Annotated in this window: 29 protein-coding genes and 3 pseudogenes; 16 read left to right on the forward strand and 16 right to left on the reverse strand. The window is 69.3% G+C overall.

The window, feature by feature from the left end:
* Positions 1-156: 156 nt before the first annotated feature.
* Together GVV04_RS21710 and GVV04_RS21715 are read left to right on the forward strand one after the other, a co-directional pair.
* On the forward strand, positions 157-312 hold the full coding sequence (locus GVV04_RS21710; protein WP_161689895.1) for a hypothetical protein: 156 nt from the start codon (positions 157-159) through the stop codon (positions 310-312).
* A 132-nt stretch (positions 313-444) separates the two neighbouring features.
* Entirely contained in the window at positions 445-1,014 is a 570-nt protein-coding gene (locus tag GVV04_RS21715; protein ID WP_328822504.1) for an SAM-dependent methyltransferase, read from the forward strand.
* Positions 1,015-1,114: 100 nt separating this feature from the next.
* Here GVV04_RS21715 and GVV04_RS21720 read toward each other — a convergent pair whose 3' ends face one another.
* Positions 1,115-1,675, reverse strand: coding sequence for an LmbU family transcriptional regulator (locus tag GVV04_RS21720; RefSeq protein WP_161689897.1), 561 nt, complete (start codon positions 1,673-1,675; stop codon positions 1,115-1,117).
* A 256-nt stretch (positions 1,676-1,931) separates the two neighbouring features.
* Here GVV04_RS21720 and GVV04_RS21725 point away from each other — a divergent pair.
* Positions 1,932-2,596: pseudogene (locus GVV04_RS21725) on the forward strand (transposase); the annotation flags it as partial.
* A 171-nt stretch (positions 2,597-2,767) separates the two neighbouring features.
* Here the strand turns inward: GVV04_RS21725 and GVV04_RS21730 are convergent.
* From GVV04_RS21730 to GVV04_RS21750, 5 genes are all read right to left on the reverse strand, one after another.
* Positions 2,768-3,010, reverse strand: a complete 243-nt coding sequence (locus GVV04_RS21730; protein ID WP_201753871.1) for a hypothetical protein — start codon at positions 3,008-3,010, stop codon at positions 2,768-2,770.
* Positions 3,011-3,078: 68 nt separating this feature from the next.
* Complete coding sequence (locus GVV04_RS21735; RefSeq protein ID WP_161689898.1) at positions 3,079-5,550, reverse strand: ABC transporter permease; 2,472 nt, start codon at positions 5,548-5,550, stop codon at positions 3,079-3,081.
* Complete coding sequence (locus GVV04_RS21740) at positions 5,547-6,308, reverse strand: ABC transporter ATP-binding protein (protein WP_161689899.1); 762 nt, start codon at positions 6,306-6,308, stop codon at positions 5,547-5,549. The genes GVV04_RS21735 and GVV04_RS21740 overlap by 4 nt, the downstream gene beginning before the upstream one ends.
* Before the next feature lie 111 nt (positions 6,309-6,419).
* Positions 6,420-7,076, reverse strand: coding sequence for a response regulator (locus GVV04_RS21745; protein ID WP_161689900.1), 657 nt, complete (start codon positions 7,074-7,076; stop codon positions 6,420-6,422).
* Positions 7,064-8,290: a sensor histidine kinase gene (locus tag GVV04_RS21750; protein WP_161689901.1), complete on the reverse strand. Its 1,227-nt coding sequence runs from the start codon at positions 8,288-8,290 to the stop codon at positions 7,064-7,066. Before GVV04_RS21750 ends, GVV04_RS21745 begins: the two co-directional genes overlap by 13 nt.
* Positions 8,291-8,459: 169 nt before the next feature.
* On the opposite strand from GVV04_RS21750, the gene GVV04_RS21755 reads away from it, so the two are divergent.
* The 3 genes from GVV04_RS21755 to GVV04_RS21765 all read left to right on the forward strand — a co-directional run bounded on the left by GVV04_RS21755 (position 8,460) and on the right by GVV04_RS21765 (position 10,830).
* Positions 8,460-8,690, forward strand: a complete 231-nt coding sequence (locus tag GVV04_RS21755; RefSeq protein ID WP_201753872.1) for a hypothetical protein — start codon at positions 8,460-8,462, stop codon at positions 8,688-8,690.
* Positions 8,691-9,020: 330 nt separating this feature from the next.
* Complete coding sequence (locus tag GVV04_RS21760; protein ID WP_201753873.1) at positions 9,021-9,824, forward strand: alpha/beta fold hydrolase; 804 nt, start codon at positions 9,021-9,023, stop codon at positions 9,822-9,824.
* A gap of 391 nt (positions 9,825-10,215) precedes the next feature.
* The gene (locus GVV04_RS21765) at positions 10,216-10,830 is read left to right on the forward strand and encodes a TetR/AcrR family transcriptional regulator (protein WP_161689902.1); all 615 of its coding nucleotides are present in this window, start codon (positions 10,216-10,218) and stop codon (positions 10,828-10,830) included.
* 500 nt (positions 10,831-11,330) lie between these two features.
* Here the strand turns inward: GVV04_RS21765 and GVV04_RS21770 are convergent, their stop codons facing one another.
* The 4 genes from GVV04_RS21770 to GVV04_RS21785 form a co-directional block, all read right to left on the reverse strand.
* A complete protein-coding gene (locus GVV04_RS21770; RefSeq protein ID WP_161689903.1) occupies positions 11,331-11,879 on the reverse strand; it encodes a hypothetical protein in 549 nt (182 codons plus the stop codon).
* On the reverse strand, positions 11,876-12,703 hold the full coding sequence (locus GVV04_RS21775; RefSeq protein WP_161689904.1) for an alpha/beta hydrolase: 828 nt from the start codon (positions 12,701-12,703) through the stop codon (positions 11,876-11,878). The genes GVV04_RS21770 and GVV04_RS21775 overlap by 4 nt, the downstream gene beginning before the upstream one ends.
* A 110-nt stretch (positions 12,704-12,813) precedes the next feature.
* Positions 12,814-13,602, reverse strand: coding sequence for an SDR family NAD(P)-dependent oxidoreductase (locus GVV04_RS21780; RefSeq protein ID WP_161689905.1), 789 nt, complete (start codon positions 13,600-13,602; stop codon positions 12,814-12,816).
* A 346-nt stretch (positions 13,603-13,948) separates the two neighbouring features.
* A complete protein-coding gene (locus GVV04_RS21785) occupies positions 13,949-15,400 on the reverse strand; it encodes an MFS transporter (protein ID WP_161689906.1) in 1,452 nt (483 codons plus the stop codon).
* Between the two features lie 382 nt (positions 15,401-15,782).
* Here GVV04_RS21785 and GVV04_RS21790 point away from each other — a divergent pair, with 382 nt between their 5' ends.
* Positions 15,783-16,124, forward strand: coding sequence for a MerR family transcriptional regulator (locus GVV04_RS21790; protein ID WP_161689907.1), 342 nt, complete (start codon positions 15,783-15,785; stop codon positions 16,122-16,124).
* Between the two features lie 59 nt (positions 16,125-16,183).
* On the opposite strand, the gene GVV04_RS33325 is transcribed toward GVV04_RS21790, so the two are convergent.
* The gene (locus tag GVV04_RS33325; protein ID WP_161689908.1) at positions 16,184-16,468 is read right to left on the reverse strand and encodes a helix-turn-helix domain-containing protein; all 285 of its coding nucleotides are present in this window, start codon (positions 16,466-16,468) and stop codon (positions 16,184-16,186) included.
* 15 nt (positions 16,469-16,483) lie between these two features.
* Between GVV04_RS33325 and GVV04_RS34820 the strand changes: the two are divergent.
* Positions 16,484-16,747 (forward strand): annotated as a pseudogene (locus GVV04_RS34820) (S8 family serine peptidase); the annotation flags it as partial.
* A gap of 3 nt (positions 16,748-16,750) precedes the next feature.
* Positions 16,751-16,915: pseudogene (locus tag GVV04_RS34825) on the forward strand (IS5/IS1182 family transposase); the annotation flags it as partial.
* A gap of 13 nt (positions 16,916-16,928) precedes the next feature.
* Here the strand turns inward: GVV04_RS34825 and GVV04_RS21805 are convergent.
* Entirely contained in the window at positions 16,929-17,909 is a 981-nt protein-coding gene (locus tag GVV04_RS21805; RefSeq protein ID WP_235966521.1) for a DMT family transporter, read from the reverse strand.
* A 61-nt stretch (positions 17,910-17,970) separates the two neighbouring features.
* On the opposite strand from GVV04_RS21805, the gene GVV04_RS21810 reads away from it, so the two are divergent.
* The 4 genes from GVV04_RS21810 to GVV04_RS21825 all read left to right on the forward strand — a co-directional run bounded on the left by GVV04_RS21810 (position 17,971) and on the right by GVV04_RS21825 (position 21,116).
* Positions 17,971-18,951 carry a LysR family transcriptional regulator gene (locus tag GVV04_RS21810; protein WP_161689909.1) on the forward strand — a complete coding sequence of 327 codons (981 nt, stop codon included), beginning with the start codon at positions 17,971-17,973 and terminating at the stop codon, positions 18,949-18,951.
* 193 nt (positions 18,952-19,144) lie between these two features.
* Positions 19,145-19,375, forward strand: a complete 231-nt coding sequence (locus tag GVV04_RS34460; protein WP_328822505.1) for a hypothetical protein — start codon at positions 19,145-19,147, stop codon at positions 19,373-19,375.
* A 10-nt stretch (positions 19,376-19,385) separates the two neighbouring features.
* Positions 19,386-19,865: an RrF2 family transcriptional regulator gene (locus GVV04_RS21820; protein ID WP_161689910.1), complete on the forward strand. Its 480-nt coding sequence runs from the start codon at positions 19,386-19,388 to the stop codon at positions 19,863-19,865.
* Between the two features lie 105 nt (positions 19,866-19,970).
* The gene (locus GVV04_RS21825; protein ID WP_161689984.1) at positions 19,971-21,116 is read left to right on the forward strand and encodes an MFS transporter; all 1,146 of its coding nucleotides are present in this window, start codon (positions 19,971-19,973) and stop codon (positions 21,114-21,116) included.
* A gap of 222 nt (positions 21,117-21,338) precedes the next feature.
* Here the strand turns inward: GVV04_RS21825 and GVV04_RS21830 are convergent, their stop codons facing one another.
* Both GVV04_RS21830 and GVV04_RS21835 read right to left on the reverse strand, forming a co-directional pair.
* The gene (locus tag GVV04_RS21830) at positions 21,339-22,148 is read right to left on the reverse strand and encodes an ISAs1 family transposase (protein ID WP_328822506.1); all 810 of its coding nucleotides are present in this window, start codon (positions 22,146-22,148) and stop codon (positions 21,339-21,341) included.
* A gap of 465 nt (positions 22,149-22,613) precedes the next feature.
* Positions 22,614-23,045 (reverse strand): MarR family winged helix-turn-helix transcriptional regulator, encoded by a 432-nt coding sequence (locus GVV04_RS21835; RefSeq protein ID WP_161689911.1) that lies wholly within the window; start codon positions 23,043-23,045, stop codon positions 22,614-22,616.
* An 86-nt stretch (positions 23,046-23,131) separates the two neighbouring features.
* Here GVV04_RS21835 and GVV04_RS21840 point away from each other — a divergent pair, with 86 nt between their 5' ends.
* Positions 23,132-23,974, forward strand: coding sequence for an NAD(P)H-binding protein (locus GVV04_RS21840; protein ID WP_161689912.1), 843 nt, complete (start codon positions 23,132-23,134; stop codon positions 23,972-23,974).
* 392 nt (positions 23,975-24,366) lie between these two features.
* Here GVV04_RS21840 and GVV04_RS21845 read toward each other — a convergent pair whose 3' ends face one another.
* Positions 24,367-24,525 carry a hypothetical protein gene (locus tag GVV04_RS21845; RefSeq protein WP_161689913.1) on the reverse strand — a complete coding sequence of 53 codons (159 nt, stop codon included), beginning with the start codon at positions 24,523-24,525 and terminating at the stop codon, positions 24,367-24,369.
* A gap of 794 nt (positions 24,526-25,319) precedes the next feature.
* Between GVV04_RS21845 and GVV04_RS21850 the strand changes: the two genes are divergently transcribed.
* Both GVV04_RS21850 and GVV04_RS21855 read left to right on the forward strand, forming a co-directional pair.
* Entirely contained in the window at positions 25,320-25,481 is a 162-nt protein-coding gene (locus GVV04_RS21850) for a hypothetical protein (protein ID WP_161689914.1), read from the forward strand.
* Positions 25,482-25,820: 339 nt separating this feature from the next.
* Positions 25,821-26,249, forward strand: coding sequence for a DUF3291 domain-containing protein (locus GVV04_RS21855; protein WP_161689915.1), 429 nt, complete (start codon positions 25,821-25,823; stop codon positions 26,247-26,249).
* A 105-nt stretch (positions 26,250-26,354) separates the two neighbouring features.
* On the opposite strand, the gene GVV04_RS21860 is transcribed toward GVV04_RS21855, so the two are convergent.
* Positions 26,355-26,724, reverse strand: a 370-nt coding sequence (locus tag GVV04_RS21860; protein WP_161689916.1) for an integrase core domain-containing protein, incomplete at its 5' end; no start/stop codon positions are given.

Genomic DNA, 26,724 nt, shown 5'->3' on the forward strand with positions numbered 1-26,724 from the left:
AGCGACGGCGGGCGGACAACGCGCTGCTGCGGGCCGAGAACGCCGAACTGCGGCGTCGGCTGGGGTTGAACCCGTCGAACTCCTCCAAGCCTCCGGCGCCGGACGGGCTGACCCGGCCGCGAGATCCGTCACATCCGGACCTGCTACGCCGGGGCGGTGGCCTACGACCGCGAACAGAACCCGCCCGACCGGGACGGCCGGCTGTCGCGGGCCGGCGCGATGGTCGAACGTTTCGCCACGCACCGGAACATGATCCTGCGGTTCACCGTCGATTTGGCCGTGCCGCCGCACTCAACCAGATACGCGGTCTGATCACCGCCGCCCCAGAAGCCCTCCGGGCCAGACACCTGTCATCCGCCTCGGCCAACTTGCGGGTGTCCGCGCGTCCTTTCGCGGCTGGGCGAGCACTGCGCCACACTCTTCGCCGTCTTCCATACGCCCGTTGTGCTGGCGGCCATGCGCGGTCGGGGCGCCTCCCGCATTCTCGACGTCGGGTGCGGTGGCGGGCAGTTGCTCGTCGACGCCTGCCTGCGGGACGAGGGCCTCACGGGCGTGGGTCTCGACATCTCGCCGGAGGCCGTCGAGGTTGCCCGGGACCTGGCCCGGCGGGAGGGGGTCGACGACCGGGTCGAGTTCGTGGTGGCCGACGGGTTCGCGCCGCAGACTTGGCCGGACTCAGCGTTTACGGCGGACGGACTGTGCTCGGTCAGCGCGTTGCACGAGCACTTCCGCGACGGCGAACAGGCCGTCGTCGACATCCTCGACACCTATGCGACAGTCCTGCCCGAGCAGAAGATCCTGCTGGTCGGCGAGCCAGAGATGCTGTACGTAGACAGTGAGAACCACGATGACTTCTTCCTGGTGCATCTGCTGTCCGGGCAGGGGCTCCCCCGGGACCGATTCGCCTGGCTCTCGGTCTTCGAGAAGACCCGGTTGCAGTGCCGTCGCATCTACAGCCGGCCGGGAGCCGGACCGAGGGTCTGCTTCTACGATCTCGCGCCCCGCCGGCCATAGGCCGGATCAGACGTGGCGCCGGCCCCGGCCAGCCTATTCGGCGGGTCGGGGCCGGTACCTTGTTACGTGGCCTGCGGTCCGCCGCGCAGGCCACGGCTTGTCATTGCATCAAGGCGTTCGACGGCGGCGTCGTCTGCACCGCGCGGTCCAACACGTGGGCCATCCAGTCCGCCAGGGTGCAGTTGTGGCGGGCGGCGGCAGTCTCCCAGCGCTCCATCCGCTCAGGGCTGATCTGCAGCTGAAGGCGAACACTCTCCGCCTCTGACTCGTGGCGATTGTCCACACTCGCTCGCAACTGCTTGCGCAGTTCGTTGCGGGACCAGTGCATCCGCTGGGCGAAGTCCAGCCAGTGGTCCTGTTCCTCCTCCGGCAACGCGGCAACCTCCATGTGGTGCTGGAAGGTCAGCATGGGCCTCCGGCGGGATGGCGTGAAGCACCTGGCGACCCAGGCATAGTTGCGCAGCGTCTGGTAGTCGAGGCGGGTCCGTTCGGTAGATGTTGCGAGATCGAGGGCGGGCGGCAGCCGATCATCGGATCCGGCCGAATGCTCGATCCCAGCGGCCTGCTGCGCGGGAGCAGCAGCCGCCGGCCGACGTTCCACTCGCCGCACCGTCGTCTCGACGACGTCCTCTCGATACTTCATCCCGTCGCGTACCGTCATCAGCCATCACCATTCCCCGTAGATCTAGAGAGATGGGGCAGAGACCGCAGCTCACTGAAGAGGCCGGACCAGTGGCCGAAGAGACCAGAGGACGTGCGTTGGAGCGGACAGGGCCACCGGACGCCCCAATGACGGAGGCCGCAAGCATCGCCAGCGCCCGATCGGCCGTCGCAGCCGAGGTCATGTCCATTCCAGGCAACACAGAACCCCCGCGCATGCATCGCCTTCGACTCGGGGGGCCGGATCTCCACCCGGGTTCCGACGACGACGGGCGGCATCGAAGCTGCCCGAGGACCAAGCGATACCGGCCAAAGTGGATGATGGCCCTGGAAATGCTCGACGAGCTGGCCGGGTGGGCTATACGCCCGCCGCTGCTGACCGCCGACGCCGGCTACGGGCAGGTCGCGGAGTTCCGCCAGGGCCTGACCGAACGCGGCATCCCCTACATCGTGGCGACGGCCTCGTCCACCACCGCCCAACCCGGCGACGCTCAACCTGTCGAGGTCCCTTACGCCGGAGCCGGCAAGCACCCCACCCCGAAGTACCCACACCCCGCCCGCAGCATCAAAAGACCTCGCCCTGGCCCACGGCACCGACACGACACGACACGACTGGTGCGCTGGCGCGACCGACTCACCACCGCCGATCGTGCCCCGGCCAACCCACGCGCAAACTAGCCGGGCACTTCCTCGCCCTGCGGGTCCGGCCGCGGGCCGGGCCATCCAACGTGGACTGGCACGCGGCCAGGAGGGTGTCCTGCCTGAGTGCTGGCTGCTCGTGCAATGGCCACCCGGCCACGCCGAGCCCACCGACTACTGGCTGTCCGACCTGCCCGCCGACACCCCACTGACCGAACTGGTCCGCCTGGCCAAGAGCCGCTGGCGCATCGAGCACGACTACCGCGAACTCAAGACCCCCCTACGGCGCGCCCCGCGGATCACAGGTCGGGCGGTGAAGTCCCGGCCGATCAGATCCGGGGCCTTCGCCGCCGGGTCCGGCACCGTCGTCCGAACTCGCCTGCGCAGCCGCAGCCCTTGCACGTCGAAGCGGCGCATCACCCGCGCGACCCGCTCAGCGCGATGCCCGAAAGGGTCAGGATCGACGCCGCCGGGCGAGTAGAGGAATCAGGTTGAGGAGAAGGCCGACCACGGCTACGGGGGTGATCAGATTGACGCCGGGGCGGAACTGCCCGAAATCGTCACCGCCGGCGCCTGCGGCGACCAGGGCGGTGACGACAGCCAGGACCAAGGCTATACCGACCTGGCCGGAGGAGTGCACCAAGCCGGAGGCCAGGCCCTGTTCCGAGTCGTCAATGCCGTCGGCGGCCTGGGCCATGATCGCGCCGAAGGGATGCCAGCAAGTCCCCTCTTCACACGACACCAGGGCCCGAAAGAGCTCCGCGACTACTCCTTCACACCGATGTTGTCGATCGGAGGGGCGCTGAGCAGCCGTCGGACGGGCCACACCGTGCTTACCAACGCCAGCAGTGTCGTGCCGCCGAGCACCGCCACCCAGCCGAGCGGCGGGACGTACGGGATCGGGCTGCCGGTCAATCCGTTGACGATCGCGCTCAGGGTCAGCACCGCGATCGTCGCGCCGATCAGCACCGCGGTGCCGAGCAGCCCGGCCTGTTCGGCCTGGACCATCCCCCGAATCTGACGGCGGGTGACCCCGACCAGTTGCAGCAACGCCAACTCCCGGCGGCGGGCCAGCGCCGCCATCACCATCGTGGTGGTCGCCGCCAACGCCGCGTACCCGACCATCACGCCGATCAGCAGCCGGTTCAGCCAGGCGCCGAGCGCCAGATCGCTGCTGACCAGGCGCGTGCGGGTAGCGGCGTCGAGAACCTGCGTGCCCGGTCGCCCGGCCGACCACGTGGCCAACGCGGTGTCGGCCTCCGGGCCGGCGCGGACCAGGACCTCGTCGTCGGTATCCGCGGCCGTGTGCCCGGCGACCGTCTCGGCAGCCAGCGTGACGTCGCCGAAGCCGAGGCCACGGTCGTAGATCGCGATGACGTCCAACGTGACCGGGGTGCCGTCGCCCAGCCAGAGTTCCGCCTGGTCGCCGACGTCCCAGCCGAACGAGGACGCCTGCATCGCGGACAGGGCGACCGTGCCCGCCCGCAGGTCGGCCAGGTTGCCCTCGCGCACGGCGAGGTCCATCGTCGACGTGATGCCCGCCGGGTCGACCGACTGCGCGCTGATCTGCTCGATTCCGTCGAGCGCCCGCACCACCACCTGCGTACGGTGCACACCGGTGGCCGCCTGCACCCCGGCCAACTCGCGGATCTCCCGCGCCGCGTCCGCCGGCAGCCCACCCGGAGCGACGAGCACCCGCTCGGCCAGGGTTCCCGCGCTGCTCTGCGTGGCGGTCTGCCGTTCCAGGTTGGTTTGCAGGAACCAGACCGATCCGCCGAATCCCACGGACAGTACGAGGGCAGTCAGGACGGTCGCCATGCCCTGCGCGTTGGCCCGCAGATTGGCCGCGGCCAAGTAGCCGCCGGTCCGCCACACCCTCGGCAGCAACGGTGTGAGCAGGCGTGCCGCGTATGCGTTGATCCTCGGTGCGAGCAGCGCCACCGCGATGACGAACAGGTACAGCATGCCGACCGCGCCGGCCAGTGCCCCGGTCGACCCGGCGGCACCGAGCGTGAACGCCCCGGAGGTGCCGGCCGCCGCCAGCGTCAGCACGCCGGCGATCAGCCGCACCCGGCCGCTACGCCGAGGCTCGACAGCGATCTCGCCGAGCGCCTCGACCGGCTTGATCCCGGTGACCCGGCGCGCGGCAACCAACGCGGCGAGCACCGCCACGAGGACCGCCGTACCGACCGCGACCGGCACCGCGAACAGGCCGCCCGCCATCGGGAAGCTGGCCGGCACGAACCCCCGCCCGACCAGCTCGCCGTGCACCCAGCGGGCCGCCAGCAGGCCGGCCGGGACGCCGATCGCGGAACCGGCCAGGGCGAGCAGCGCGGCCTCGGCGATCAGCATACGGCGCACCTGCCCCGGCGTGGCCGCGACCGCGCGCAGCAACGCCAGGTCACGCCGACGGTGCCGGACCGACAGCCCGATGGTGCCGGCCACCACGAAGACGATCAGCAGGACGACGTACCCCCCGAAAGCCGATCCGGCCTCGACCAGCAACTTCTGGGCGGCCTGGTTCTCCGACTCCTCGACGTTGCCACGGTCCTTCCCGGCGTACGTCGTGGCGCCGGCCGCCGACGCGATCTCGCGTACCGCGCCGAGGTCGGCGCCGGGCGCCATCCGTACGCCGATCGCGTCCACCCGTCCCGGGTGGGCGGACAACCGGGCGGCCTGCGCGTCGGTGAAGAACACCTCGGCAGCACCGGTCTCGGCGGTTCCGCTCACCCGGTACGACTGCCCGGCCCCGCCGACGACCAGGTCGATGCGGTCGCCGGGTGCCACGCCGAGCCGGGTGTCGACCAGCACCTCGTCGTCGGCCCGTGGCGCGGCACCAGCGGCGATGGGACGACCGGTGAAGGCGTACGTGTCCCAGCCGTGTCCCACGGCGGCGGGTGAGCCGATCACCACCCCCTCGTCGCCGGTGACGGCCGCGACGCCCGGCACCCGGCGGATCCGGTCCACCAGGGCCGCGTCCACCGTGCCGCCCTCGGGCAGCGTGACCGTGCTCGTGGTGGTGTCGCCGTCGAACTCGCTGAACGTGTGGCTGATCGTGCGGTTGGCGACGACCACGTCGGCCGTCGCCCAGAGCCGTGGCTCCGCGCGGAACCGCAGCCCGGACTCGACGAGGGTGCCCATCGCTACCAGGATCAGCACGCCGACGATCAGGGCCAGCAGGGTCGCGGCGGCGGGGCCGGCGCGGTGCCGCAGCAGGCGAGCGGCGAGCCCGGTCATCGGAGGACCCGCCGATCCAGCGACGCCAGGTGCTCGGCGATACGGGCGGCTCCGAGCTGCGGAAGGTCGGCGACGATCGCACCGTCGGCCAACACGAGCACACGGTCCGCGTACGACGCGGCGATCGGATCGTGGGTCACCATCACCACGGTCAGCCGGTGTTCGTCCACGACCGCGCGAAGCAGCGTCAGCACCTCCGCCGCGGTCCGCGAGTCGAGGGCTCCGGTGGGCTCGTCCGAGAAGATCACCTCGGGGCGGGTGGCCAGCGCCCGGGCGATCGCCACCCGCTGCTGCTGGCCGCCGGAGAGCGCCGCCGGCCGGTGGTGCAGTCGATCGGTGAGGCCCACCCGCTCGACCACCTGGGTCAGCCAGGCCCGGTCCGGACGGACGCCGGCCAGGCGCAGGGGCAGCACGATGTTCTCCTCGACGGTGAGCGCGCCGATCAGGTTGAATGCCTGGAAGACGAACCCGATCCGGGTACGACGCAGCTCGGTCAGGCGGGTCTCGGACAGCCCGGACAGGTCGGTGCCGCCGATGACCACCCGACCGGAGGTGGGCCGGTCGAGCCCGGCCGCGGTCTGCAACAGCGTGCTCTTGCCGGACCCCGAGGGCCCCATCACCGCGGTGAAGGTGCCCCGGTCGAAGCCGACATCGATGCCCGCGAGCGCGGTTACCTGGTTACGCCCGGCGCCGTACACGCGGGTGAGGTGTTCGACGCGTACCGCCGGTTCGATGGTCTGTCCCGGATGATCCGGCATTCTGGTGGCCTTTCTCCGTGTCATCGGCAAAAACTGCGCGCACCAGAAACGCTATTGACGTGGGAGAACGGCGGCCATCCCGCGGGCTGCCGGGTCCGGGTACAGCAGGCGCTACCGCCGATCCCCGTTCAGGTAGCGCAGCACCGCGGTGACCCGGCGGTCGGCATGGTCGTCCGGTGGAAGCTGAAGCTTCGAGAAGATGCTGCGGATGTGCTTGTGCACCGCGCCGTCGGTGACGAACAGCCGCTCGGCGATCGCGCTGTTACCCAGCCCTTCGGCCATCAGCCCCAGCACCTCGCGCTCACGCGGCGTCAGCTCGCTCAGCGCCGTGTCCGTCCGGCGGTTGCGGGCGAGCAGCTGCGCCACCACCTCCGGGTCGATCACGCTGCCGCCGTCCGCGACGCGGTGCAGCACGGCGAGGAACTCCTCGACCCGGCCCACCCGCTCCTTCAACAGGTAACCGAGCCCGACGGCGCCGACCGAGAACAGGTCGGTGGCGAACGCCTGCTCCACGTACGCCGACAGGACCAGCACCGCGAGGCCGGGGCGGCGCCGCCGGGCCTCCACCGCGGCCACGATGCCCTCGTCGGTGTGGGTCGGCGGCATCCGTACGTCCACGATCGCGACGTCCGGCGCGTGTTCGTCGACGGCGGCCAGGAACTCGCCCGGAGTAGCGGCCGTGGCGACCACATCCAGATCCTCCGCCCGCAGCAGCAGCGCCAACCCCTCACGCAGCAGCGGGTCGTCCTCGGCGATCACGATCCGCACGGCAGCTCCACGTCCATCCTCGTCGGCCCTCCCGGTGGGCTCGTCAGTGTCATCCGACCGTCGTACGCCTCGACCCGTCGGCGGATACCGGTGAGCCCGGAGCCACGTGCCTCGTCCGCGTCGCCGTGCCCGTCGTCCTCGATGCTCACCAGCAGCCGGCCGCGCTCGCGGCGCACGGCCACGTCCGCCCGGCTCGCACCGCTGTGCCGGACGACGTTGGTCAGCCCCTCGGCCACCACGAAGTACGCGGTGGCCTCGACCGAGACCGCGCACCGCACGGCCACGTCGACCTCAAGTCGGCAGGGCACCGCGCAGCTGCCGGCCAGGCCCGCCAGCGCGCCGGCGAGACCCCGGTCGTCCAGCACGGGCGGCAGGATCCCGCGCACCACCGTACGCAGCTCGCCGAGTGCCTGTTCCGCAGCGTCCTGCGCCTGCCCGAGGATCTCGTCGGCGCGGTCCGGATTGCGGCGCACGGCCCGCCGCGCGGCGCCCAGCAACACGTTGACCGCGACCAACCGGTTCTGGGTGCCGTCGTGCAGCGACCGCTCGATCCGGCGCAGTTCGACCGCGTGGGCGTCCAGCGCCGCAGCGCGGGTGGCGGTCAGCTCGGCCACCCGCAGCGACAGGTCGACACCCGGCGGCGGAGGCAGCAGCCACCGGCCCGGCCATGCCTGGAGACGGGCCAGGACCGGGCTGAACCAGATCACGGCGGCCAGCCAGCCCACCCCGAGCAACCCGACCGCGAGCGCCTCGGACAATCCGTCGATCCGCCACCAGACGATCCCCGGCGCGCCGGCGTCGGCGGGGATCAGCCGGTACCACAGCGGGAATGTGACGTCCTGCAGGGCATAGATCGGCAGCGCGAGGCCGACCAGCCCGGTCACCAGGCCGGTGAGCGAGTACAGCGCGACCCAGCCGAGCTCCCGGCGCACGAAGGGATCGCGAGCCGCCGTGCGCAACCCGGCTGGCACCGGCCCCGGGGTGGGGATCGGCCCGCCCCAGCGGGACAGCCGGGTGCGCTCGCGGTCGGCCACTGAGCGCACCGCCCGCAACGCACCGGGCACCGCCAGCAGCCCCACCCCGACCAGGCAGGTCACCGCCACGATCGCCGCCCAGAGCAACGCGCCAAGCGCCAGCGTGGCAGTGCCCAGCCCGCCGACGAGGTGCTCCAGGGCGTCGACCGAGGCGCGAAGCCGGCCCCGCACGTACGCCATCGACCCCACCTCCCCCGCCAACATAGGGCACCGCGGGTCCCGTCCGGCAACGCCCGGCGCGGAAGGTACAGCCTGCTGTACCAGGGTCGTCGAGCTGGCGGGATCGTCCCCGCCGCGCCGCCTGCCTAGCGTTGACGGCGTCGAGGAACGTTCGCCGAAGGAGGCAGTCATGACCGATCCGTACCGCATCACCGACGCACCGGTCGCCGCACCGAAGAAGCTGGGCGGCCTGCTACGTCCACTGCTGTGGCTGGTGCTCTTCGTCAGCGCGGCGGCCAACGTGGTGCTGTCGACCGCCACGGACAACCAGTGGGTCAGCTCGGCGTTCGGCCTGGTGGCGGCGCTCTGCGCGGTCGCGCTGATCGTCCACCACCGCCGTAACCGGGTACGGGAGTCGTAGGGGCATCGATTGCGTCCTCCGGCCGGCGTCGGAGGTGGGTCGCGCAACCCTTTCCAGACAGGGCATAGTGGCCCGCGGCGCCATCGACCGGTGTTGCCTGCCCGTGGAGAAGGTGGCTGGAAGTGACGACGCGCTTGTGTGTCCGATGGACCCGAGTGGTCGCATCGATCGCGCTGACCGGGGGGACGCAAACCGTGCGGAACGCGCCCAGCGGACAAGTGGGCTGTCGGCTCATGCGCACCACCATCGGCGGATGAGCGGACTTGATCGCGATCACATTATGGGACTGCCCCGGCTTGGGACAGCTCGGGCCCACATAAATTCTCTTGGGTGGAGTCTCGTTATATCGACCGTGACAGCACCCGCCTGCACGCTCTTTCGAAGCCGGGGACCGGCACGCCGCTGGTGGTCGTCCCCGGCGTCATGACCGACGCGAAAGGATGGCGTCGTGTCGCGGTGGCAGTCGACCGACCCGAACCAGTCCTCATCCTCGATCGGCGAGGCCGGGCGCCCAGCGGGCAGCTCGGAATCGACTACGGTGTCGAGACCGAGGTGCTCGACTTGCTGGCATGGCTCGAATGGCTGGACGAGCCTGCGCGGCTATTCGGCTGGAGTTACGGCGGACTCGTCGCCATTGAGGCGGCAACACGGACGGCGGCGGTGCGGCATGTCATCGCGTACGAGCCGGTGTTGCGTCCATTCGGGGCCGCCGCTGTGCCGACACTGCGTGCGGCGATTGCCTCCGGTGACCTGGACCGGGCTGTCGAAGTGGTCAACCTCGACGTCTCCAGGTACTCGCCGGAGTATGTCACGGCGTTGCGGGCCACTCCCGCCTGGGCATCGTTGCGGCTATGGGCGGCGCCGGTGGCGGAGGAGCTTGCGGCGCTGAATGCCTTTGCACCGGAGCCTGAGCGGTGGGCCGGGCTGGGGATACCGGTCGACCTCGTCGTCGGTGAGCAAAGCCGGGATGGCGAGCCCTACGGCACCGCCTTCACCGCGGTCCAGCGGATGCTGGCGGACGCGACCGTGCACATCCTGCCTGGGCAGGGTCACCTCGCTCACGTCGAGGCGCCGGAAACGCTAGGGCACCTAGTTGGCGGCATCGTCGCCGACCGCGCGGCGGTCTTGGGGTGAGCGACGCCGGCATTCGGGCTGTGACGAGGGGCTGACTGGGCTCGGCACGAAGATGACCGAGCACCTCGGCTATGAGAAACACGGCTCGACCGCGACGGGTGCGGGCAACATCTGCAACGGCAGCCGGCCGAAGACGGTGCTCAGCCGGTCTCGCGGGACAGTTCTTCGAGGACGTCCACGACGCGGAACAGGTGTTCGTCCTCGACCGGCGGGCCGTAGGCGGCGGTCGCATGCAGCCGGCTCGTGGGCCGTAGAGGGCGGGCACGGTGAGTCCGGATGCCCGAGTCATCGATACTCCATGATCACAGCCTGTTGTTAAGGGTGCTCCAGTTTCGTTAATGCATCGGCTACACTGTCAGCCATTCGCAGCTAAGGGAACTGGAGACCCGTTATGACCGTCGGTGCGACCCGCCCCGGAGGACGGACCGCTCGGGTCCGCGCCGCCGTGCTCCGAGCCGCCGCTGACGCGCTCGTAGAGCACGGCTTCAACCGTCTCGACCTCGCCGATGTAGCACGCCGTGCCGAGGTGGGCAAGACAACGGTCTACCGCCGCTGGGGTACGGTCGCCGGCCTCGTCGCCGACCTACTGACGGACATGGCGGAGCAGTCGCTGCCGCGCACCGACACCGGATCGCTGATCGATGACCTACGCGCCAATGCCCGGCTCGTGCAACGCACCCTGGTCGATCCGCGTCAGGGTGCACTGTTCCGAGCGGTCATCGTCGCTGCCACCTGCGACCCCCGCGCCGCCGAGGCTCTCCATCGGTTCTACGCCGTCCGCATCGCCGAGTGGGCCCCCTGCGTGGAGCAGGCCGTACGGCGGGCGGAACTCCCCCAGGGCACGGACGCGGCCGAGGTCATCCGCGCCGTCTCGGCACCGCTCTACTACCGACTGCTCGTCAGCGGAGACCCCATCGACAGGGCCACGGCAGACCGGGCCGCCGAAGCGGCAGCGGCAGCCGCCCACGCCGGCGTCTACACGCTCACCAGCGGTCCTAACCGATAACACACCCCATTCGCATCTGCCGCCGACCACCCGTCACAGAGCGGAGCCGCTGTCCACGGATGTCGATGCGCGATCGTGCCAAAGAGCGGCTGTCACCGCCGTTGGGTAGATGCTTGTCCTCGGGAGGGGGACAGAGGGCGCTGCTACGACGTGCCGCAGAGAATATTCGGCGCTGGTATAGGTGCCGCCGCCCTGGAACGCAGCGGCGTCGACCAGCGCATCCGAGCCAGGCACTCGAGCGGCGAAAGTCTCCGCGTCGTCTGTCGGTAGATAGCCGAACTGCGCTCCCCCGGTGGTATCCCAGAACGCCCGGATTAAGCCGAAACCGTCGCGCGGGGCTCAGCCAGGTTGCCAGCTCCCGCGGCTCGGCTGGCCGCGAGATCCGCCGGGCACCAGTAGAGCGCGCACTTGCTGCGTCCCGCACCGCACTCGCATAGGTGCCGGAACGACTCGGTCAGGACCGCGCAGGACGGATAGTCGGATCTGCCGTGTGGACATGATCAGTTGTCTCGTCGGGTTGTGTGGTGCTCGGCGTGCCCGGGGTGGCGCAGTGCGGGAACGATGCGCCAGTCCCGTTGGAAGACGAGGTTATGCAGGTCGGAGGCGACGATGGCGCGTAGCGTCGGGACGAGTTCCGTGGCCTGCTCCGTGTTGGAGACGTTCAGGGGCCAGTCGGCTACCGTGGCGCCGCGTAGATGCGGGTGGTGGAACCCGGCCCCGTAGTGGGCGTGGAGGGTGAGCGGGGAAATTCCGGCGTGGCGCTGCCCGGGCCAGGTCAGCTGCCACACCGCCTCGGTTCCGCCGTGGTGATTGTGGCGTAAGCCGGTGGCACGGATCGTGCCCGTACCCAGCAGTAGATGGGTGTTGAACTCGCCGAGCACCTGGCGGGCGGGGCCGTCCAGCAGGTCGGTCGCTGTGTGAAAGGCGGACTCCTTGCCCGGGCGGGTGCTATGACCGCCGTGGGTGCCGTCGCGCAGGTCGGTGAAGTGGCGTACCAGAGCTTCCAACGGGGCGGGGATGTTGGCGGTTTCGGTGGCGTTGCTGGTCACAGCGGATTTCCCTCTCCAGCGGTGGATAGGTGGTGCAGGGCGTCAGCGAGCTGTTGGAGGAGGCGACTGCCGGGTTGCAGGACGTCACCGTGACCGGCTGCGGGCGGTTGCAGGAGGCGTACGGGGACGTCGGCGGCGCGCAGCCGGAGGGCGTATTCGTTCACCTCCGCGCGGACGGGGTCGGTGAGGCCGACGGCCAGTACGGCGGGGGCGAGTCCCACCAGGGTGGGGGCGTCAAACGGGGTGCTGTACAGGGTGGTGCCGTCAACTGCCTGCGCCGTGCTCGTCGTGCCGCGCCATGTGCGCCAGGCCCGGCGCAGGTGGGCTGCTTGCGGGAACGCCGTGAGGTCGCGCCGGTAGGTGGCCGACGAACAGTCCGGGTCGAGTGGTGGGTAGGCAAGCAGCTGTGCGGCCAGGCGCCGTCCGCGGTCGCGTTCGGCCAGTGCCGCGCACGCGGCGAGGGTTCCTCCCGCGCTGTCGCCACCCACCGCCACTGGCGACGTTCCTGCCCGGCGGCGCGTCCACGACAACGCGGTGAGCACGTCCTCCAGAGCCGTTGGGTGGCGGTGGCGAGGGGCGAGCCGGTAGTCCACGCTGACCACCGTCCAGCCTGACAGGGTGGCCAGGGTGCTGGTGACGGTATGCCATTGGGTGGCGGAGCCGTACTGCCAGCTTCCCCCGTGCGCCCACACGAGCCACCCGCTCGCTGGGTTGTGGGCGGCGGGTGCGGGCCGGTACACGCGGACCGGTACGGGGATCGGTGCCGGCAGAGTGCGTGCTTCCCAGTCGAGCAGAGTGCCGGTGGTGCGGGGTGTGGAAGACATGACGTCTCAGGTCCTTCGTGCGGGAGGGTGGCCCGCACCCGGGGTACGGCGTACTCGAGTGTTGGTGCGGGCCTGAATGGGACGAGCGGCTACCGGCGGTGGCGTGCCGGCTACAGCTGGCGAAGGGCGCCGCCGTCGATGGCCCATTCGGCGCCGGTGACCTGGACGGCCCGTGGGCTGAGGAGGTAGGCGATGACGCCGGCTACTTCCTCGGGGGTGCCGATGCGGCCGGTGGGCAGTCGGCGTTCGTTGCGGATGAAGTGGTCCACAGCCTCGTCGGCCGACATGTTGAAGCGTCTGGCGAGCTGGTCGGCGAAGCCGCCGGGGGCGTCGAACAGGGCGGTGCGGGTCGGACCGGGTGAGACGACGTTGGATCGGATGCCGCTCGCTCCCAGGGATGTGGCTAGGGACTTGGACACCGACAGCACGGCGGCCTTGGAAGCGGCGTAGTCGGCGATCGAGGCGTCCGGAAGGCGGGCGGCTTCGCTGGCGACGTGGACGATGCTGCCGCCGCCGGGGTTCGTCGCCAACAGGGGCAGGGCGGCACGGGTGAGGCGTACGGCGGCGTGCAGGTTGAGTTCGAAGGTGGCGTGCCACTGAGAGTCGTCGATGTCAGCGAAGCTGTCGCGGGAGACCAGGGCTGCGGCGTTGTTGACCAGTCCGTCCAGCTTCCCGTGCCTGTCCAGCACGTGGGCCACGAGCTCGTCGGCGGTGGTGGGGTCGGTGAGGTCAGCGGGGTGGAAGTCGGCCGTGTCAGGAAGGGCACGGGAGTCGACTCTGCCGCGGGCGACGGCGACCACGCGGGCTCCTTCGGCCGCCAACAGGTGGGCTGTGGCCTGGCCGATTCCACTGGTGGCACCGGAGACGAGGATGACCTTGCCGGTGAGCTGCAGGTCCATGGGTTTTTCCTCTCGAGGAGTGGAGGGCGTGAGGGGCGGACGAGGTGGGTGTCGTCCGCCCCTCGGATGGCGGTTCGATGCGGTGTCGCCGTACCGGCAACTGGTGGTGGCAGTCGAGGGAACTCGGCAGTGGGACCGGGCCGGACGGGTCAGCGCCTGCCGCTCTTGTCGCCCACCACCAGGCCCGCACCTGCTCCGGCGTCGCGGTCGCCCCGCTGGTAGCGGCACCCCCCGAGGTGTGTCAGTGGCGGTGGCGAGGTTGTCCGGGGACTTCGCCGTCGTTCAGACGCGGGTGCCGTACCCGCCAGGGTCTGTCTGCCGAATCTTCGCCTGCTGGAGTTCGGGTCTACTGGTGCTGTCGCTTGGTGCGCAGGAAGGTGGCGGCGATGAGGACGCCGAGTCCGACGAGTGCGGCGTTGACGGCGATGGCGGTGGTGACGCCGTCCAGGACGGCTGCGGCGGTGGCGGCGCCCGCGGTGGCGGCGGTGACGATCGCGGCCATGATCGGGGTGCCCATGGTGATGCCGATTTGTTGGGACATGGTGGCCAGTCCGGTGGCTAGGCCTTGTTCTTTGTCGGGTAGTCCGCTGGTGGCGGTGACCATGAAACCGACGATGACCAGCATGTTGCCGACGCCGCCGAAGAAGGTGGCGGGCAGGAGTAGTGCCATTGAGGGGGCGGTGTTTGGGCCGAGGAAGATCAGAGCGGCGGTGAAGAGGGTCTGGATCAGGCCGCCGGTGATCAGGACGGTCAGTGTGGAGGTTTTGGCGATCGCTTTGGGGGCTAGCAGGCCGCCGACCACGGTGCCGAGGCCCAGGACGCCGAAGGAGATTCCGGCGAGCAGTGCGGAGAAGCCGAGGGTCTTCTGCATGTAGAGGGTGAGCAGGTAGACCAGTGAGGTTTCGGTGACGAAGGCCAGCAGGCCCAGCATGTTGCCCCAGGCCACGTTGCGGCGTCGGAGGACCCGGAGGGGAACCAGTGGCTGGGTCACCTTTCGCTCGATGAGGTAGAACGCCACCAGCAGTAGGACGCCGGCGATCAGCCCGGTCAGGGCATGTGGGTTGGTCCAGCCGTGTTCGCCGGCCTGGGTCAGGCCGTAGACGAGTCCCAGGAGACCGAGGGTGACGGTCAGGGCACCGGGCAGGTCGAGCTTGGGACGGTCGGTGGGCCTTGATTCCTGGATGACCGAGGGGGCGATCAGGAGGACGGCGACGGCGACGGGCACGTTGATGAAGAAGGCCCAGCGCCAGGACAGCAGGTCGGTGAGCACGCCGCCGAGGATGGCGCCGGTGGTGAACCCGGCGGACATCAACGCGCCGCTGAGACCGAGGGCTTTCTGCCGCAGGGGGCCTTCGGGAAAGGCGGTGGTCAGCAGGGAGAGCCCGGCCGGGGTGGCGGCTGCGGTGGCCAGGCCCTGGGCGACGCGGGCGACGATCAGGAGCGTGGGGCTGGTGGAGAGGCCTCCTACGAGGGAGGCCAGACCAAGCAGACCGATACTGCCGAGGAAGATCCGTTTGCGGCCGAGCAGGTCGCCGATGCGGCCGAAGAAGAGGGTGAACCCGGCCGCGGACAGGGCGAACGAGGTGGCGATCCACTGCAGGTTGGCCAGGGAGAAGCCGAGACCGTCGCCGATCGCGGGCAACGCGACGTTCAGGATCGAGAAGTCCACGGCCAGCATGAACTGGGTGACCAGCAGAACGGCGAGGACCAGCTTGAGTCGGCCGGTCAGCCGCTGCGACTGCGGGGAGTCAGCGACGAGGGGTGCGGTGCGTCGCGAGGCGGCGCTGGTTGTGGACATGACAGCTGCTCCATTCGAGTCCACCCCATAGGGACAGGGGGACGAAGAGTCAAGGACAGGGCATTGCCGAAGAATTCCGAACCCCTTAAGGGGCCCGCAGTCCCGTTAGGTTGGAACTTAGCACGATGCGGCGCCATAACGGAACTGGGGTGCCGATAGCCGAGGTGGGCTACATCACCCGTCTACCGCTGCCAGGCCCGGCCGAGCGCAAACGGTGGCGGCCCGAGTCCCCGACGGGTCTTCCTGTGGGTCGTGGAAGCCGGACCGTACGCAGCACCCGGGGTGCGCCGAACCACTCGCTGACGTTGGCGCGGATCAGGTCGGCGGCGGTTGCGGCGGCGGCCGCCCTCTCTGGTACGGCGTCCGTCACGACCGCCTCCAGATGCCGCAGTACTACGAGGAGCGAGGGCTGCTGACACCGCAGCGCACACCGAGCGGCTACCGGCACTACCAGGAGGCGGACGTCGAACAGGCGGCGCTGGTGAGCAGCCTTGTCAGATCAGGGCTGCCGACCAGGCTGATCATGCCGCTGCTCCACGAGCCGAGCCCGGTCAACGGGGACGAGACAGACGACGAAGACGACGAACTGATCGCACTGTTCGCCGCTGAGTTTGCCCGGCTCGACAGTCAGGTCACGTGTCTGAGCTTCAGCCGAGACGCCGTTCAGCAGCACCTGCGACGACTCCACACTGCCCGGGCCGACCTCGATCCAGAGCCCGCCTGAGCGTGCCGACCGCACTATGGTGTGGCCCTGATGTGGCGCGCGTCCCGCCGGCGCCGTCTTCACGGTTGGTGCTGCTCACCATCGGCCTCGTCCCGTACGCCCGGTGGTATCCCGAGGTTGCGTTGCTCACGGATGGCGGCCTGGACGCCGGCCTGGAACCGAGTGTCCGCGCCGAGCCCCGCCATCAGCGCGGCGATATGACGCTGTGCCGTCCGGTAGCTGATGCCGAGATGCCGGGCGATGGCCTCATCGGTGATGCCGGAGAGGAGGAGTGCGATGAGTCTCTCCTCCGAGACGGCAGGACGCCGTGGCCCAGGCAGCGCCTTCACCGTCGGAAGACGCATTGGTACGGCCCTTTGCCACAGTCCTGGGCCGCCGGCTACGACGGCTCCGGGGTGAAGGTGGCGGTCCTGGACACCGGGATCGACGCCAACCACCCGGACCTGAAGGGCAAAGTGGCCGCCGCGCAGAGCTTCGTGCCCAGCGCGTCGGCCCTGGCCGACGGGCACGGGCACGGTACCCACGTGGCCTCGACGATCGTCGGGACCGGCGCGGCGTCGGGCGGACGCTACAAGGGGGTCGCCCCCGGTGCCCAGGGGCTCGTCGGAAAGGTGCTCTCCGACCAGCCCCTGGTCGACAAGCTTCCCCGGATCAGGGGCATCCGCGGCCGTCCCCGGCAACGACCGCAGCGGCTCTACGCCGACCGTGGCTACGACTACGACTGCTACCGCCGACAGCTTCGGGCCAGGGGCATCACCCCGGTCATCGCCCGACGCGGCGTCGGACACGGTCTACCGCATCGCCTCAGCCGCCAGCCACCGTTTGCTTCGGGCCATCGAACTCAACCGGATCCCGGACCTGCCGCGATCCGGCGCCCCGGCCAGTCCGTCTTATCTGCATCACGGCCACGGACGACAGCACCAGCACACCACCGGCTACCTGTAGGGGGGTGAGGAATTCGCCGAGCGTGAGCGCCGCCAGCACCATGGTGACGACCGGCTCAAACGTCGACAGGATCGCCGCGGTCGAAGGCCCCGTGCGGCGCAGGCCGGCGAAGAAGGTCAGCATCGCCAGGACGGTGGACACGATCGCGATGCACGCCAGCCAGAACCATCCCCGTAGTCCGAAGCTGAGATCGACTCCGCCGGTCACGGCGGCGCGGGCGGTCAGCGTGAGGGTGGCTCCGGCCATGACCAGCGCGGAGAGCATCACCGGAGGTAGCTGGTGCACGACGGTATCTGACACCAGGATGTAGCTGGTGTAGGTGACAGCGGAACCGAACGCCAAGATTGCCCCCAGCGGGTGAAAATGCACACCACCGGTACCGGCGAAGACGAGGAGCGTCCCGCAGCAGGCGCCCGCCAACGCGGCGCACCGCCCCAGTGTCAGACGGTCCCGGCCCATCACCGCGGCGGTGAGTGTGACCAGTACCGGGCAGGTGTAGAAGATCAGCGACAGCAGTGAGGCGTCCATCAGTTCCAGTGCGGAGAAGTACAGGCTCGCCTGGGTGGCGTACCCGAACACGCCCAGCCCGAGGGCCAGCATCAGCAGCCGTGGAGCCCTGCGTGTGGAACTGCTCACCCGGCCCGGGCTCGCCAAGTGACGGCGCAGACCCGGTCGTAGGAGCAGCAGCATGCTCAGTAGGACGGCGGCCAGGCCGAAGCGGACCAGCAGCAGCGCTTCGGGTGAGACAGCCGCGGCGTACGCGAGCTTGCCGAAGATGGCCATGGCACCGAAACACGCGGCGGACAACAGGCACAGTGCAGGACCCATGTTGTCCAGCATCAGCGCGTCTACTCGTCAGGTCCAGTGACGATTCATAAGGTTGACTGGTTAGGATTCCCGAATGGTCATGTGGGACCTTCGGCGGCTGCGCTTGCTGCGCGAGCTTGAGCAACGTGGAACCCTCAGCGCGGTCGCCGTGGCTCTGGGCTACAGCCCCTCATCGGTGTCGCAGCAACTGAACATCCTGGAGAAGGAGGCCGGCACGTGCTTGCTGGAGAAAGCCGGTCGCGGTGTGCGACTCACCGACGCCGGGCGGCTGCTGGCCCAGCACGCCGGTGTGCTGCTGACAGCAGCTGAAGCGGCATCGGCGGACCTGGCCGCATTGGCCGGGGAGGTGCGGGGAACCGTGCGTGCCGGCGGCCTGCAGTCAGCGACGCGACGGCTGCTGGTCCCAGCAGTCGCACGCATGCTGGCCCAGTACCCGCAGGTCCGTACCGAGGTCTCCGAACTCGAGCTCGAACAGGCGCTGCCAGGGCTGCGCCTCGGAGCGCTCGATTTGGTGATCAGCGACGAATACGACGGTCACCCCCGCCCCCGACCCGCAGGCCTACGGTTCACGCTGCTGCACGAGGAACCACTCAGGCTGGTCCTTTCGTCCCACCATCTGCTGGCCGAGCGGAAAGGGCCCATCGCCTTGTCCGAACTGCGAGAAGAAGTGTGGGTGGCCGCGGATCGCGGTACCGGTCATCACGACATGGTCGTGGAAACCTGCCGCGCCTTCGGCGGCTACGAGCCCGACCTACGACACCGTTCCAACGATGCGGACGTCCAGCTCGAACTCGTACGCACCACCGAAGCCATCGCGCTCCTGCCAGCCCTGACACTACCCACCGCCGACCTGAGCCTGGCGATCCGCGACATCACCGAACAAAAGCTCGGACGAAGACTTCACGTCGTCCTTCGAGACGGCCCCTCGGCTCCCGCACTCACGGCCTTCCTCAATGTCGTGAAAGACCAGGCGCGTCATCTCGATCCCGCACTCGGCGCCAGCCAGCCAGCTGACCATGGTCCCGACGAAAGACGGGTCACCGCTGCTGGTTAGCCCGTAGATCCACCCCCGCGCCCAACGGCTCGACCTACAAGATGATCCCCGGCGTCTTCGCGCATTGGGCGATGCACGCCGTCACCGCCGGACAGGACGCGCGGGACGCCTTCGACCGGGCGCGGCGGCTGACCGGGACGGTGATCAGCGTTGCCCCGGCACCGCCACCAAGCTCAAGGCCTCCGGCGTCCCGGTGGCCAGCTTCGGCGACGCGCACGCCACCGCCGAGGGCGCCCTGCGGTTCAGCGTTGCGGGCTCCGGACGGTACGCCGCCCTGGTGCTCGACGCCGCCGGCCGGGTCCTGCTGGGCGGGGTGCTCGTGGGGGACGTCGAGGCGTACCCGGCGCTGCTCCGCTCGCTGGGCGGACCGCCACCGGAGATTCCGTTCGCCGGCACCCCTGTGCTCCGGAACCTAGATATGTAATGTCTAGGTCATGCGGATGAGCCAGAGCGTCGAGTGGAGCGTGCACTGCTGCCTGGCCCTCGCCTGGATCGAGACCGACCAGCCGGTCTCGGTGGCCGCCCTGTCCACCTGGTTCGACCTGCCCCGGGCCTATCTCAACAAGGGCCTGCAGGCGCTGGTCCGGGCCGGCATCCTCACCTCCCACCCGGGATTACGGGGCGGCTTCCGGCTCGCCCGGCCGCCCGAGCAGATCACCCTGCTCGACATCGTCGTGGCCCACGAAGGGCGCGAGGACGCGTTCCGCTGCACCGAGATCCGCCAGCGCGGCAGCGGGGTCGACCCCGCCGCGCCCGAGTTCCGGCGCGCCTGCGCCGTGACCACCGCGATGCGCAAGGCCGACCTGGCCTGGCGTCGCGAGCTGGCCGCCCAGACGGTGGCCGACCTGATGGCGGCCGCACCCCAGGCCGCGGCTGCCCGCACCCGCCGCCGTCACCAGTCACTGCGCGGCTGAGCGGGCGTCCCGACAAGCGCACAGGCAAGGGATGTCTCACATGTCCGAAGTCAAGGTGTTGCCGGCACAGGCGCGCCACCGCCGGCCGGCACGCCCCAGCGCGGCCTGAAGTCGACCGCCGTTCTCGCCCTCGGCACGTTCGCCGTGGGCACCGACGCGTTCATCGTGGCCGGTTTCCTGCCCGCGATGGCCTCGTCGCTGCACGTCTCCACCGCAGCGGCCGGCCAGTCGGTCACGGTCTTCGCCCTGTCCTATGCCGTGCTGGCCCCGGTCGTCGCCACGGTGACCGCCCGGCTGCCCCGCCGCCGGCTGCTGGTCGCCGCGCTGACCGTGCTCTTCCTGGCCAACCTGGGCTCGGCCCTCGCGCCGAACCTGCCGATCCTGATCCTGACCCGGGTGCTGGCGGCAGCCGGCGCCGCCGGTTACACCCCCAACGCCGGCGCGGCGGCCGCCGCCCTCGTCCGGCAGGAGCAGCGCGGGCGGGCCCTGGCCGTGGTGGTCGGCGGGCTGACCGTGGCCACCGCGCTCGGCGTGCCGCTGGGCAGCCTGTTCGGCCGCCTTTTCGACTGGCGCCCGGTGCTGGCCGGCGTCGCCATGCTCTGCCTGCTCGTCGCCGCCGGCGTCCACCTGGTAATGCCTGAGCTGCCCGGCAACCCCCGCACCCCGCTGCGGCAGCGGCTCGCCGTGCTGCGCCGGCCCGGCGTATTCGTGGTGCTCCCGCTGACCGTGATCGGCATGGCCTCCTGTTACACCGCTTATGCCTACAGTGTCCCCGCCCTGCACGCCTCCGGCATGCCGCTCTCCGCGGCCAGCACCATCCTTTTCCTGTACGGCGTGGGCGCCGTGCTCGGCAACCTGACGGCTGGCTACGCCACCGACCGCTGGGGCTGGGCCGTGGTGCTCGGCACGGCGTACGTCGCGATGGCCGCCACCCTGGCCGGACTCGGCCGGCTCGCCGCCACCCACGCCGCGGTGCCCGCCCTGGTCGGGCTGCTGGCGCTGGTGTGGGGAGCGAGCAGCTGGGCGCAGACGCCGCCGCAGCAGCACCGCCTGATAGCCGCAGCGCCCGGCGAGTCGCCGCTGGTGATCTCGCTCAACTCGTCCGGCATCTACCTGGGCATCGCGCTGGGCACCACCCTCGGCGGCGTCACCTTCCACCGGGGCTTCCCCACGATGTATGCGATCGGCGCGGCCGGGGCCGTCCTGGCCCTGCTCATCCTGCTGGCGAGCGCGAGGAGGACGGGAAGGTGATGGGCCTAATGGCGGCAGCCTACGTCGACGAGCTCGGCCCGCCCGTGCGCATCCACTTCGGAAAGCTGGCGGTCCTCGAGCCCGGCCCGGCCGACCTGCTGGAGTGCGCCGATGGCGGCGTTGCGTAAGGCGGCCATGAGCCCGGTTCCGTTGCCGGTGCGGATCTGGCTGCGGTCTTCGTCGTAGGTGACATCGCGGACCCAGTAAATTTTGTTTCGATGTTCAGTGCCCCCGGATCCAGGCGGCCCGTTGCGCGGGCTTCGCTTGGTGCACGCGTAGGTCGGTGATGGCGTAGACCGCTTCGGTGGTGAAGCGTTTCGGCTGGTCGAGTCGGTGTCGACGGCGGCGGATCTGTATGGCCTGGGCCGCGTGCAGGAAGTCGATGCCGGTGGAGATCGTCAGGATTTTGAGAGTGCGGATCTCGCGACGACCGTGGCCGCGGTCGGTGTCGCGGGTGGCGTTCGGGACGGCCCGCCAGGGAAGAGCGGCGAGTTGCTGATGCAGGTGAGGCTGATTGCCTTTGACAGTCAGGATCCAGTAAGCGCCACGTTCGGCGAGGTAGGTGACGTGCTCACGCTGACAGTGCAGCGCGTCGGCGGTGATCACGTTGTCGCGTAGATCGCCGATCTGGTCGAGCAGCGGCTGGAACCGGGTGATCTCGTTGGTCTTGCCGTCCACGTCGGTGTCGGCCAGGACCACGCTGCTGACCTGGTCGCAAGCAGCCATCACATGTCGGGCGGCAGCGTCGGTAATGCGGGATCCGCGCAGCGACTTTCCGTCGACCCCGATCGCCCGCCGGCCCGTCGCGGCGCTGGGCGCGGCACGCCCGTCGAGCCAAAGACCGATCGCCGCAGTCAGCAACTGCGGATCCAGAGCCTGCAACAGTCGGCGGATCATCGCTTCGGACGGCAGCCGATCCGGGGCGATGCCCAGGGCCAGGACGGTCGCGTCCGGAGCGTCGGCGACCCATTCAGCGATCGCGGTATACGAGCGGTAGCCGGCAACCACGGCACAGACCGCCGCGGTCACCACGACCGGCAGCCTGTGCCGGACACCCCGCCGGGCTCGCGGATCAGGCAGACCGGCGAGTGCTGCGGGCAGCCCACCAGCGGTTCCGGGAACGGTCAGAGCCGGCGCGCAGGACAGAGAAGAGGTCAGCGATGATGGCAGTGCGGGCATGGCTCACTTCGGATAGATCATCGTGGCCTAGAGAACCTTGATGATCTTCTGAACTGGTCATGCTCGTCTTGCTGCTACCAACACCGACGCTTCTACTTCGAATCGCCCAAGCCGGACACCCTCACGACTTTACCGGGGCCCTGAACCGCAGCCCACGCCTGTCAGGCGGCGATTGGCGGTCAACCGCGCGTTGTCTGCGGCAGATCCGGATACCCGACGTTGCGGTTGGTCGCCGCGTACGCTGCTTTGATCGCACGTGAGCGGTTGCCTCATCGAGGGTCAGTCCATATGCGTCGGAAGTTGATGACCTTGGTGATCTCATGGGGATTCAGTCATGAGAGCGACCGTCGAGCGGTGGACCTTCGCCAGGGCGGACATCAGGAGTTCGCGCTCCTCTTGGGTGAGATCTTCCGTCACCTTCTTCTCGATGTGGCGTCGTTCAGACTCGATCGGCGCCTGAAGGGCGCGGCCAGCGCCGGTTAACCAGAGGCGAACCAGGCGGTTGTCCCGGTCGTCGCGGCGACGAGTGATCAGCCCGGCGTCGACCAGGCGGCCGGACATCTTCACCACCGCGGGGGTCGAGACGTTCACTGCGGCGGCGATCTCGCCTGGGGTGCGGCCGTCCTCTTTCCACAACACCGCCAGCAGATGGTCCTGACCGAGGTGCAGGCCGTGGCGCTGCATGGCGACCTCCGCGACGGCGCGTAGCACCTTGTTCGTCCTGCTGTGCAGGTCCAGAAACTCGGGCACCGCGTCTCCTTCTTGACGGTCGATCGCTAACCAGTTAACGTTCAGCGAGAAGGATCGTTAACAGGTTACCGACCGCTGGAGGGCTTATGTTACTGATCACCGGCGCTACGGGGAACATCGGTCACGAACTCACCGCCGCGCTCGAAGGCAAACAGGCCAAGGTGCGTCTGTTGGTTCGCGACCCGGCCCGGGCCGCGGGCCGGGCCGAACATGTCGTCGCGGACCTGGACGATCCCGCGACACTGCCGCCCGCCTTCGACGGCGTCTCCAAGCTTTTCCTACTCACCCCGGGTATCGGGCTCACCCAGACCGAACACGCCGTCGCGGCCGCGCGAGCCGCGGGCGTGCAGCACATCGTGCACCTGTCTTCGGCCAACGTGCTCGGCGACCCTATGCCGGCCATGGGCCGATGGCACCATGATCGTGAGGAGTTGGTACGCGCCTCGGGCATCCCAGCCACCATCCTGCGGCCGGGCGCCTTCATGACCAACACGCTGGAGTGGCTGCCCACCATCCGCGAGGGCGGTTTCGTTCTCAACCCGATCGGCCAGGGCCGGTTCGCCCCGATCGACCCCGCCGACATCGCCGCAGTGGCAGCTGTCGCCCTGACCGAAGAAGGACATCAGGGAAAGCAGTACGTGCTCACCGGGGAGGAGGCACTCACCGTCATCGAGCAGGTCCAGATCCTCTCCACTGCTATCGGCCGCGACCTCGAGGTCCGCCCGGTCGCCTCGCCCGAGGAAGCCGTGCGCTCCCGCTTCCCGCGCGGGGCGCCACCAGCGCTTGCTGACGCCCTCATCGAGGGCTATACCCTCATGCGCGCCGACACGACTGGCTTTCGCACCAACACGGTCCGCCGCCTCCTTGGCCGCGCCCCTCGGACCTTCTCCGACTGGTGCACCCGCAACACGCACCGTTTCCGCTCATAACGACGCCACGGGACTGTAAAAACAACAACGGCCCCGTCTCACATTCGGTGGTGACACTCTGTAGCGGCGTCGCAGGTGTGCGCGCGAGCCTCTGACGTCGGCGCTTCAGGGCTGGCCGGTTTCGTGTGAAGGCTGCAACCATGGAGATGCTACGCCTTTGCCCCGATAATGCAGGTTTAGACAGTGCTGCCGTCCGGCCGACTGGGCCGCTACTCTCTGCTACCACCGAATGTGAGACAGGGCCAAATTTCAGCCGGCGTTGACAGTTCGAGCCGGCCATCGTCAGGAAGCGTCAGCGCAGGTTGTCCGGAATGGAGGACCTGGTGCTGTCGCTGTCGGCGACTGCCGGGGGGTTGCCCCAGGGGAGTGGACTTGCTGCTGGCCAGCGGCCCTTACTCGCTGGCCGGTACGTCTTCGGATGGCGTGCCTAGGATGCCGGCCCGCGCGGCGGCCATGGTGACTCGTACCGCGTTGTCGGCAGTTGTTTCGTCGACCGGTTCCGCGGTGAGGAGCAGGCGCAGGTAGATCGGGGCGACGAGGGTCTTGAGCACCTAGGCCGCGTCGGTGTCGCGGGCAGGTTCGCCACGCTCGATGGCCGTCACTCGCTCGTTCATCGCAGCGAGCTGGTACCCGTAGCGAAGGTCCGCGGCCGTGCGAACGCCGCGGACGATGACCGGGGCGCCGCGGCGCAGGCGACGGCGAACCAGCCGAGCAGCGGAGACCTGCTGGCCGCACCGTGCGCTGGGCTGGTCGGAGGTGAGGTGAGGGTCGACATGTGTCGAGCCGACAGTGGACATCACCCAATTCCTGGCGGTTTTCGGTCTCGAATGTCGGATTGAGACGGCTGCCACGGCGAAGTAGGTCTAGCCCCACCAGCCTGTACGCCCAGCCGCATTCCGCCTCGACCTCGCGCTTCATGCGGTCAATATCACCGCAGACAGATGAGAAAAGAAGACGACATGGAGACTGCATCGCACCACCCAGCCCGGCAGAGCCCCTCGAGGGCGGAGATGGACCCCAACCGGGGACGCTGCCACGGCGCTCAGCCGGGACGCCGCGTCCTCGCCACGGCTGTGGTTCATGGACAACCTGCGGGTCCTGCTGATCTCGCTGGTGGTCCTTCACTACATCGCGACCAGGTACGGACTCGAGGTCTGGCACTACACGGAGAAGCTGGCCAGCGACGCGGTCGGGTTCGGCCTGCTGGTCTTCCTGCTGGTCAACCAGGCCTGGTTCATGGGCGCGTTCTTCCTGTTCTCCGGCTACTTCACGCCCGGCTCGTACGACCGCAAAGGCCCGCGTTGCCTTCCTGCGCGACCGGCTGTTCCGCCTGGGTATCCCGTTGGTGGTGTTCTACCTCGTGCTCAACCCGATCCTGTACGCCGGCACCTACCGGCGCGGCTCGCCACTCGACTTCCACCTGCACACCGTCGGTGCCAGACCGTTGTGGTTCGTGCTCGCGCTCCTCGTCTTCGACGCCCTCGTGGTCGTACAGCACCACTATTAGCTGGGGCGGCAAGATGAGGGCATCCGCGATGGCCTGCTGAACCTCCTCGAAGTCGCTTCCTTGCCGGGGTTGAGCCGTACCCGCCGCCGCAGCTCCGCGGGGGCGGTTGGCCACCGCCGTTGAAACGCCTGTTGGGCGTACCGCAACGTGTCCCGTGGGTGCGAACGCACCTTTTCGTGGCGCAGTGATCCATCCCATCTTGTCGTTGACAAGACGGGGTGCCAGCTGGCATCTTTTCAGTGTCAAGTTCAGGTATTGGAGAGAAGGGCAAGCCCGTGAGCGCCCATCACGAATTAGTGCCGAGCAGCGCTGGCAGCGACCACGCCGAGGCGGTGTGCTGTGCCGACGTTGCCGTGGACCGGGCCTGACCGGTTCGAGTCCGATTCCGCCCTGGTCATGGCGTCGCGGTTTCGACTGACCAGATTCCGCGACGTTGGGCCGTTCCTCCTCGACGCGCTGCGTGTTCATCGACAGATCCGCCGCGCAGATGGCGTCCTCGGGGTTTCCCTCGTGGCACACCCGCTGCGGCGCGAGTTCTGGACCCTGAGCGCGTGGCGTGATCGGGAAGCCCTCATGGTGGCCGTGGGCCAGGAGCCACACCGCACCGTCATGACCCGCTACCGCGCAAAAATGGCCGACTCCACATTCGACTTCTGGCCAGTCGCGGCGAGCGAGCTGCCGATCAGCTGGTCCACGGCCCGTAGACGCATCGTTGCCCGAGCCCAGGCCAGCGCCCTTTCCAATCCTCAGCAGACCAAAGCAGGCTGAAGATCATGACCCCAAGCTTGCGTGCCCCGCCGCCGCACCTTCCTACTGGGCGTCCGGCTGCCACCGCCGGTCATCGTGCTGACCGCCAGGCCGGTAGTTGTCAAGTCAAACTGAGACGGGTTGTGTCTGCTGGGCGGGCTGGTTGATCCAGGCAGTCTCCGGCAGTCTGGGTGGTCGTGGGCGGCGGGCGAACCGGTGCGGGTGCGTGGTGTAGGCCGCGTCGAGGGTGGCCTGCCGTTGCTCGCGGATCTGTGCGGCGGTGCCGTAGTGGACCGACGCTGGGGTGTGCGTTCCGATGCCGGAGTGGCGGTGTTCGTGGTTGTAGGCGGTGAAGAAAGCGTCGCAGAAGGATCGGGCGTCGGCCAGTGATCCGAACCGTTCCGGGAAGTCCGGCACGTATTTCATCGTTTTGAACTGGGCTTCTGAATACGGGTTGTCGTTCGATGTCCGAGGTCGTGAGTGTGACCGCAAGACA

Source organism: Micromonospora rubida (assembly GCF_009908295.1).
Taxonomy (GTDB): domain Bacteria; phylum Actinomycetota; class Actinomycetes; order Mycobacteriales; family Micromonosporaceae; genus Micromonospora; species Micromonospora rubida.

Bases quoted from the DNA above. Each gene is read 5' to 3' on its own strand.
- GVV04_RS21720 (WP_161689897.1), bottom strand. From the start codon at position 1,675: ATGACGGTACGCGACGGGATGAAGTATCGAGAGGACGTCGTCGAGACG.
- GVV04_RS21730 (WP_201753871.1), bottom strand. From the start codon at position 3,010: ATGGCCCAGGCCGCCGACGGCATTGACGACTCGGAACAGGGCCTGGCC.
- GVV04_RS21735 (WP_161689898.1), bottom strand. From the start codon at position 5,550: ATGACCGGGCTCGCCGCTCGCCTGCTGCGGCACCGCGCCGGCCCCGCC.
- GVV04_RS21740 (WP_161689899.1), bottom strand. From the start codon at position 6,308: ATGCCGGATCATCCGGGACAGACCATCGAACCGGCGGTACGCGTCGAA.
- GVV04_RS21750 (WP_161689901.1), bottom strand. From the start codon at position 8,290: ATGGCGTACGTGCGGGGCCGGCTTCGCGCCTCGGTCGACGCCCTGGAG.
- GVV04_RS21755 (WP_201753872.1), top strand. From the start codon at position 8,460: ATGACCGATCCGTACCGCATCACCGACGCACCGGTCGCCGCACCGAAG.
- GVV04_RS21765 (WP_161689902.1), top strand. From the start codon at position 10,216: ATGACCGTCGGTGCGACCCGCCCCGGAGGACGGACCGCTCGGGTCCGC.
- GVV04_RS21775 (WP_161689904.1), bottom strand. From the start codon at position 12,703: ATGTCTTCCACACCCCGCACCACCGGCACTCTGCTCGACTGGGAAGCA.
- GVV04_RS21780 (WP_161689905.1), bottom strand. From the start codon at position 13,602: ATGGACCTGCAGCTCACCGGCAAGGTCATCCTCGTCTCCGGTGCCACC.
- GVV04_RS21785 (WP_161689906.1), bottom strand. From the start codon at position 15,400: ATGTCCACAACCAGCGCCGCCTCGCGACGCACCGCACCCCTCGTCGCT.
- GVV04_RS21790 (WP_161689907.1), top strand. From the start codon at position 15,783: ATGCCGCAGTACTACGAGGAGCGAGGGCTGCTGACACCGCAGCGCACA.
- GVV04_RS33325 (WP_161689908.1), bottom strand. From the start codon at position 16,468: ATGCGTCTTCCGACGGTGAAGGCGCTGCCTGGGCCACGGCGTCCTGCC.
- GVV04_RS21805 (WP_235966521.1), bottom strand. From the start codon at position 17,909: ATGCTGGACAACATGGGTCCTGCACTGTGCCTGTTGTCCGCCGCGTGT.
- GVV04_RS21810 (WP_161689909.1), top strand. From the start codon at position 17,971: ATGGTCATGTGGGACCTTCGGCGGCTGCGCTTGCTGCGCGAGCTTGAG.
- GVV04_RS21820 (WP_161689910.1), top strand. From the start codon at position 19,386: ATGCGGATGAGCCAGAGCGTCGAGTGGAGCGTGCACTGCTGCCTGGCC.
- GVV04_RS21840 (WP_161689912.1), top strand. From the start codon at position 23,132: ATGTTACTGATCACCGGCGCTACGGGGAACATCGGTCACGAACTCACC.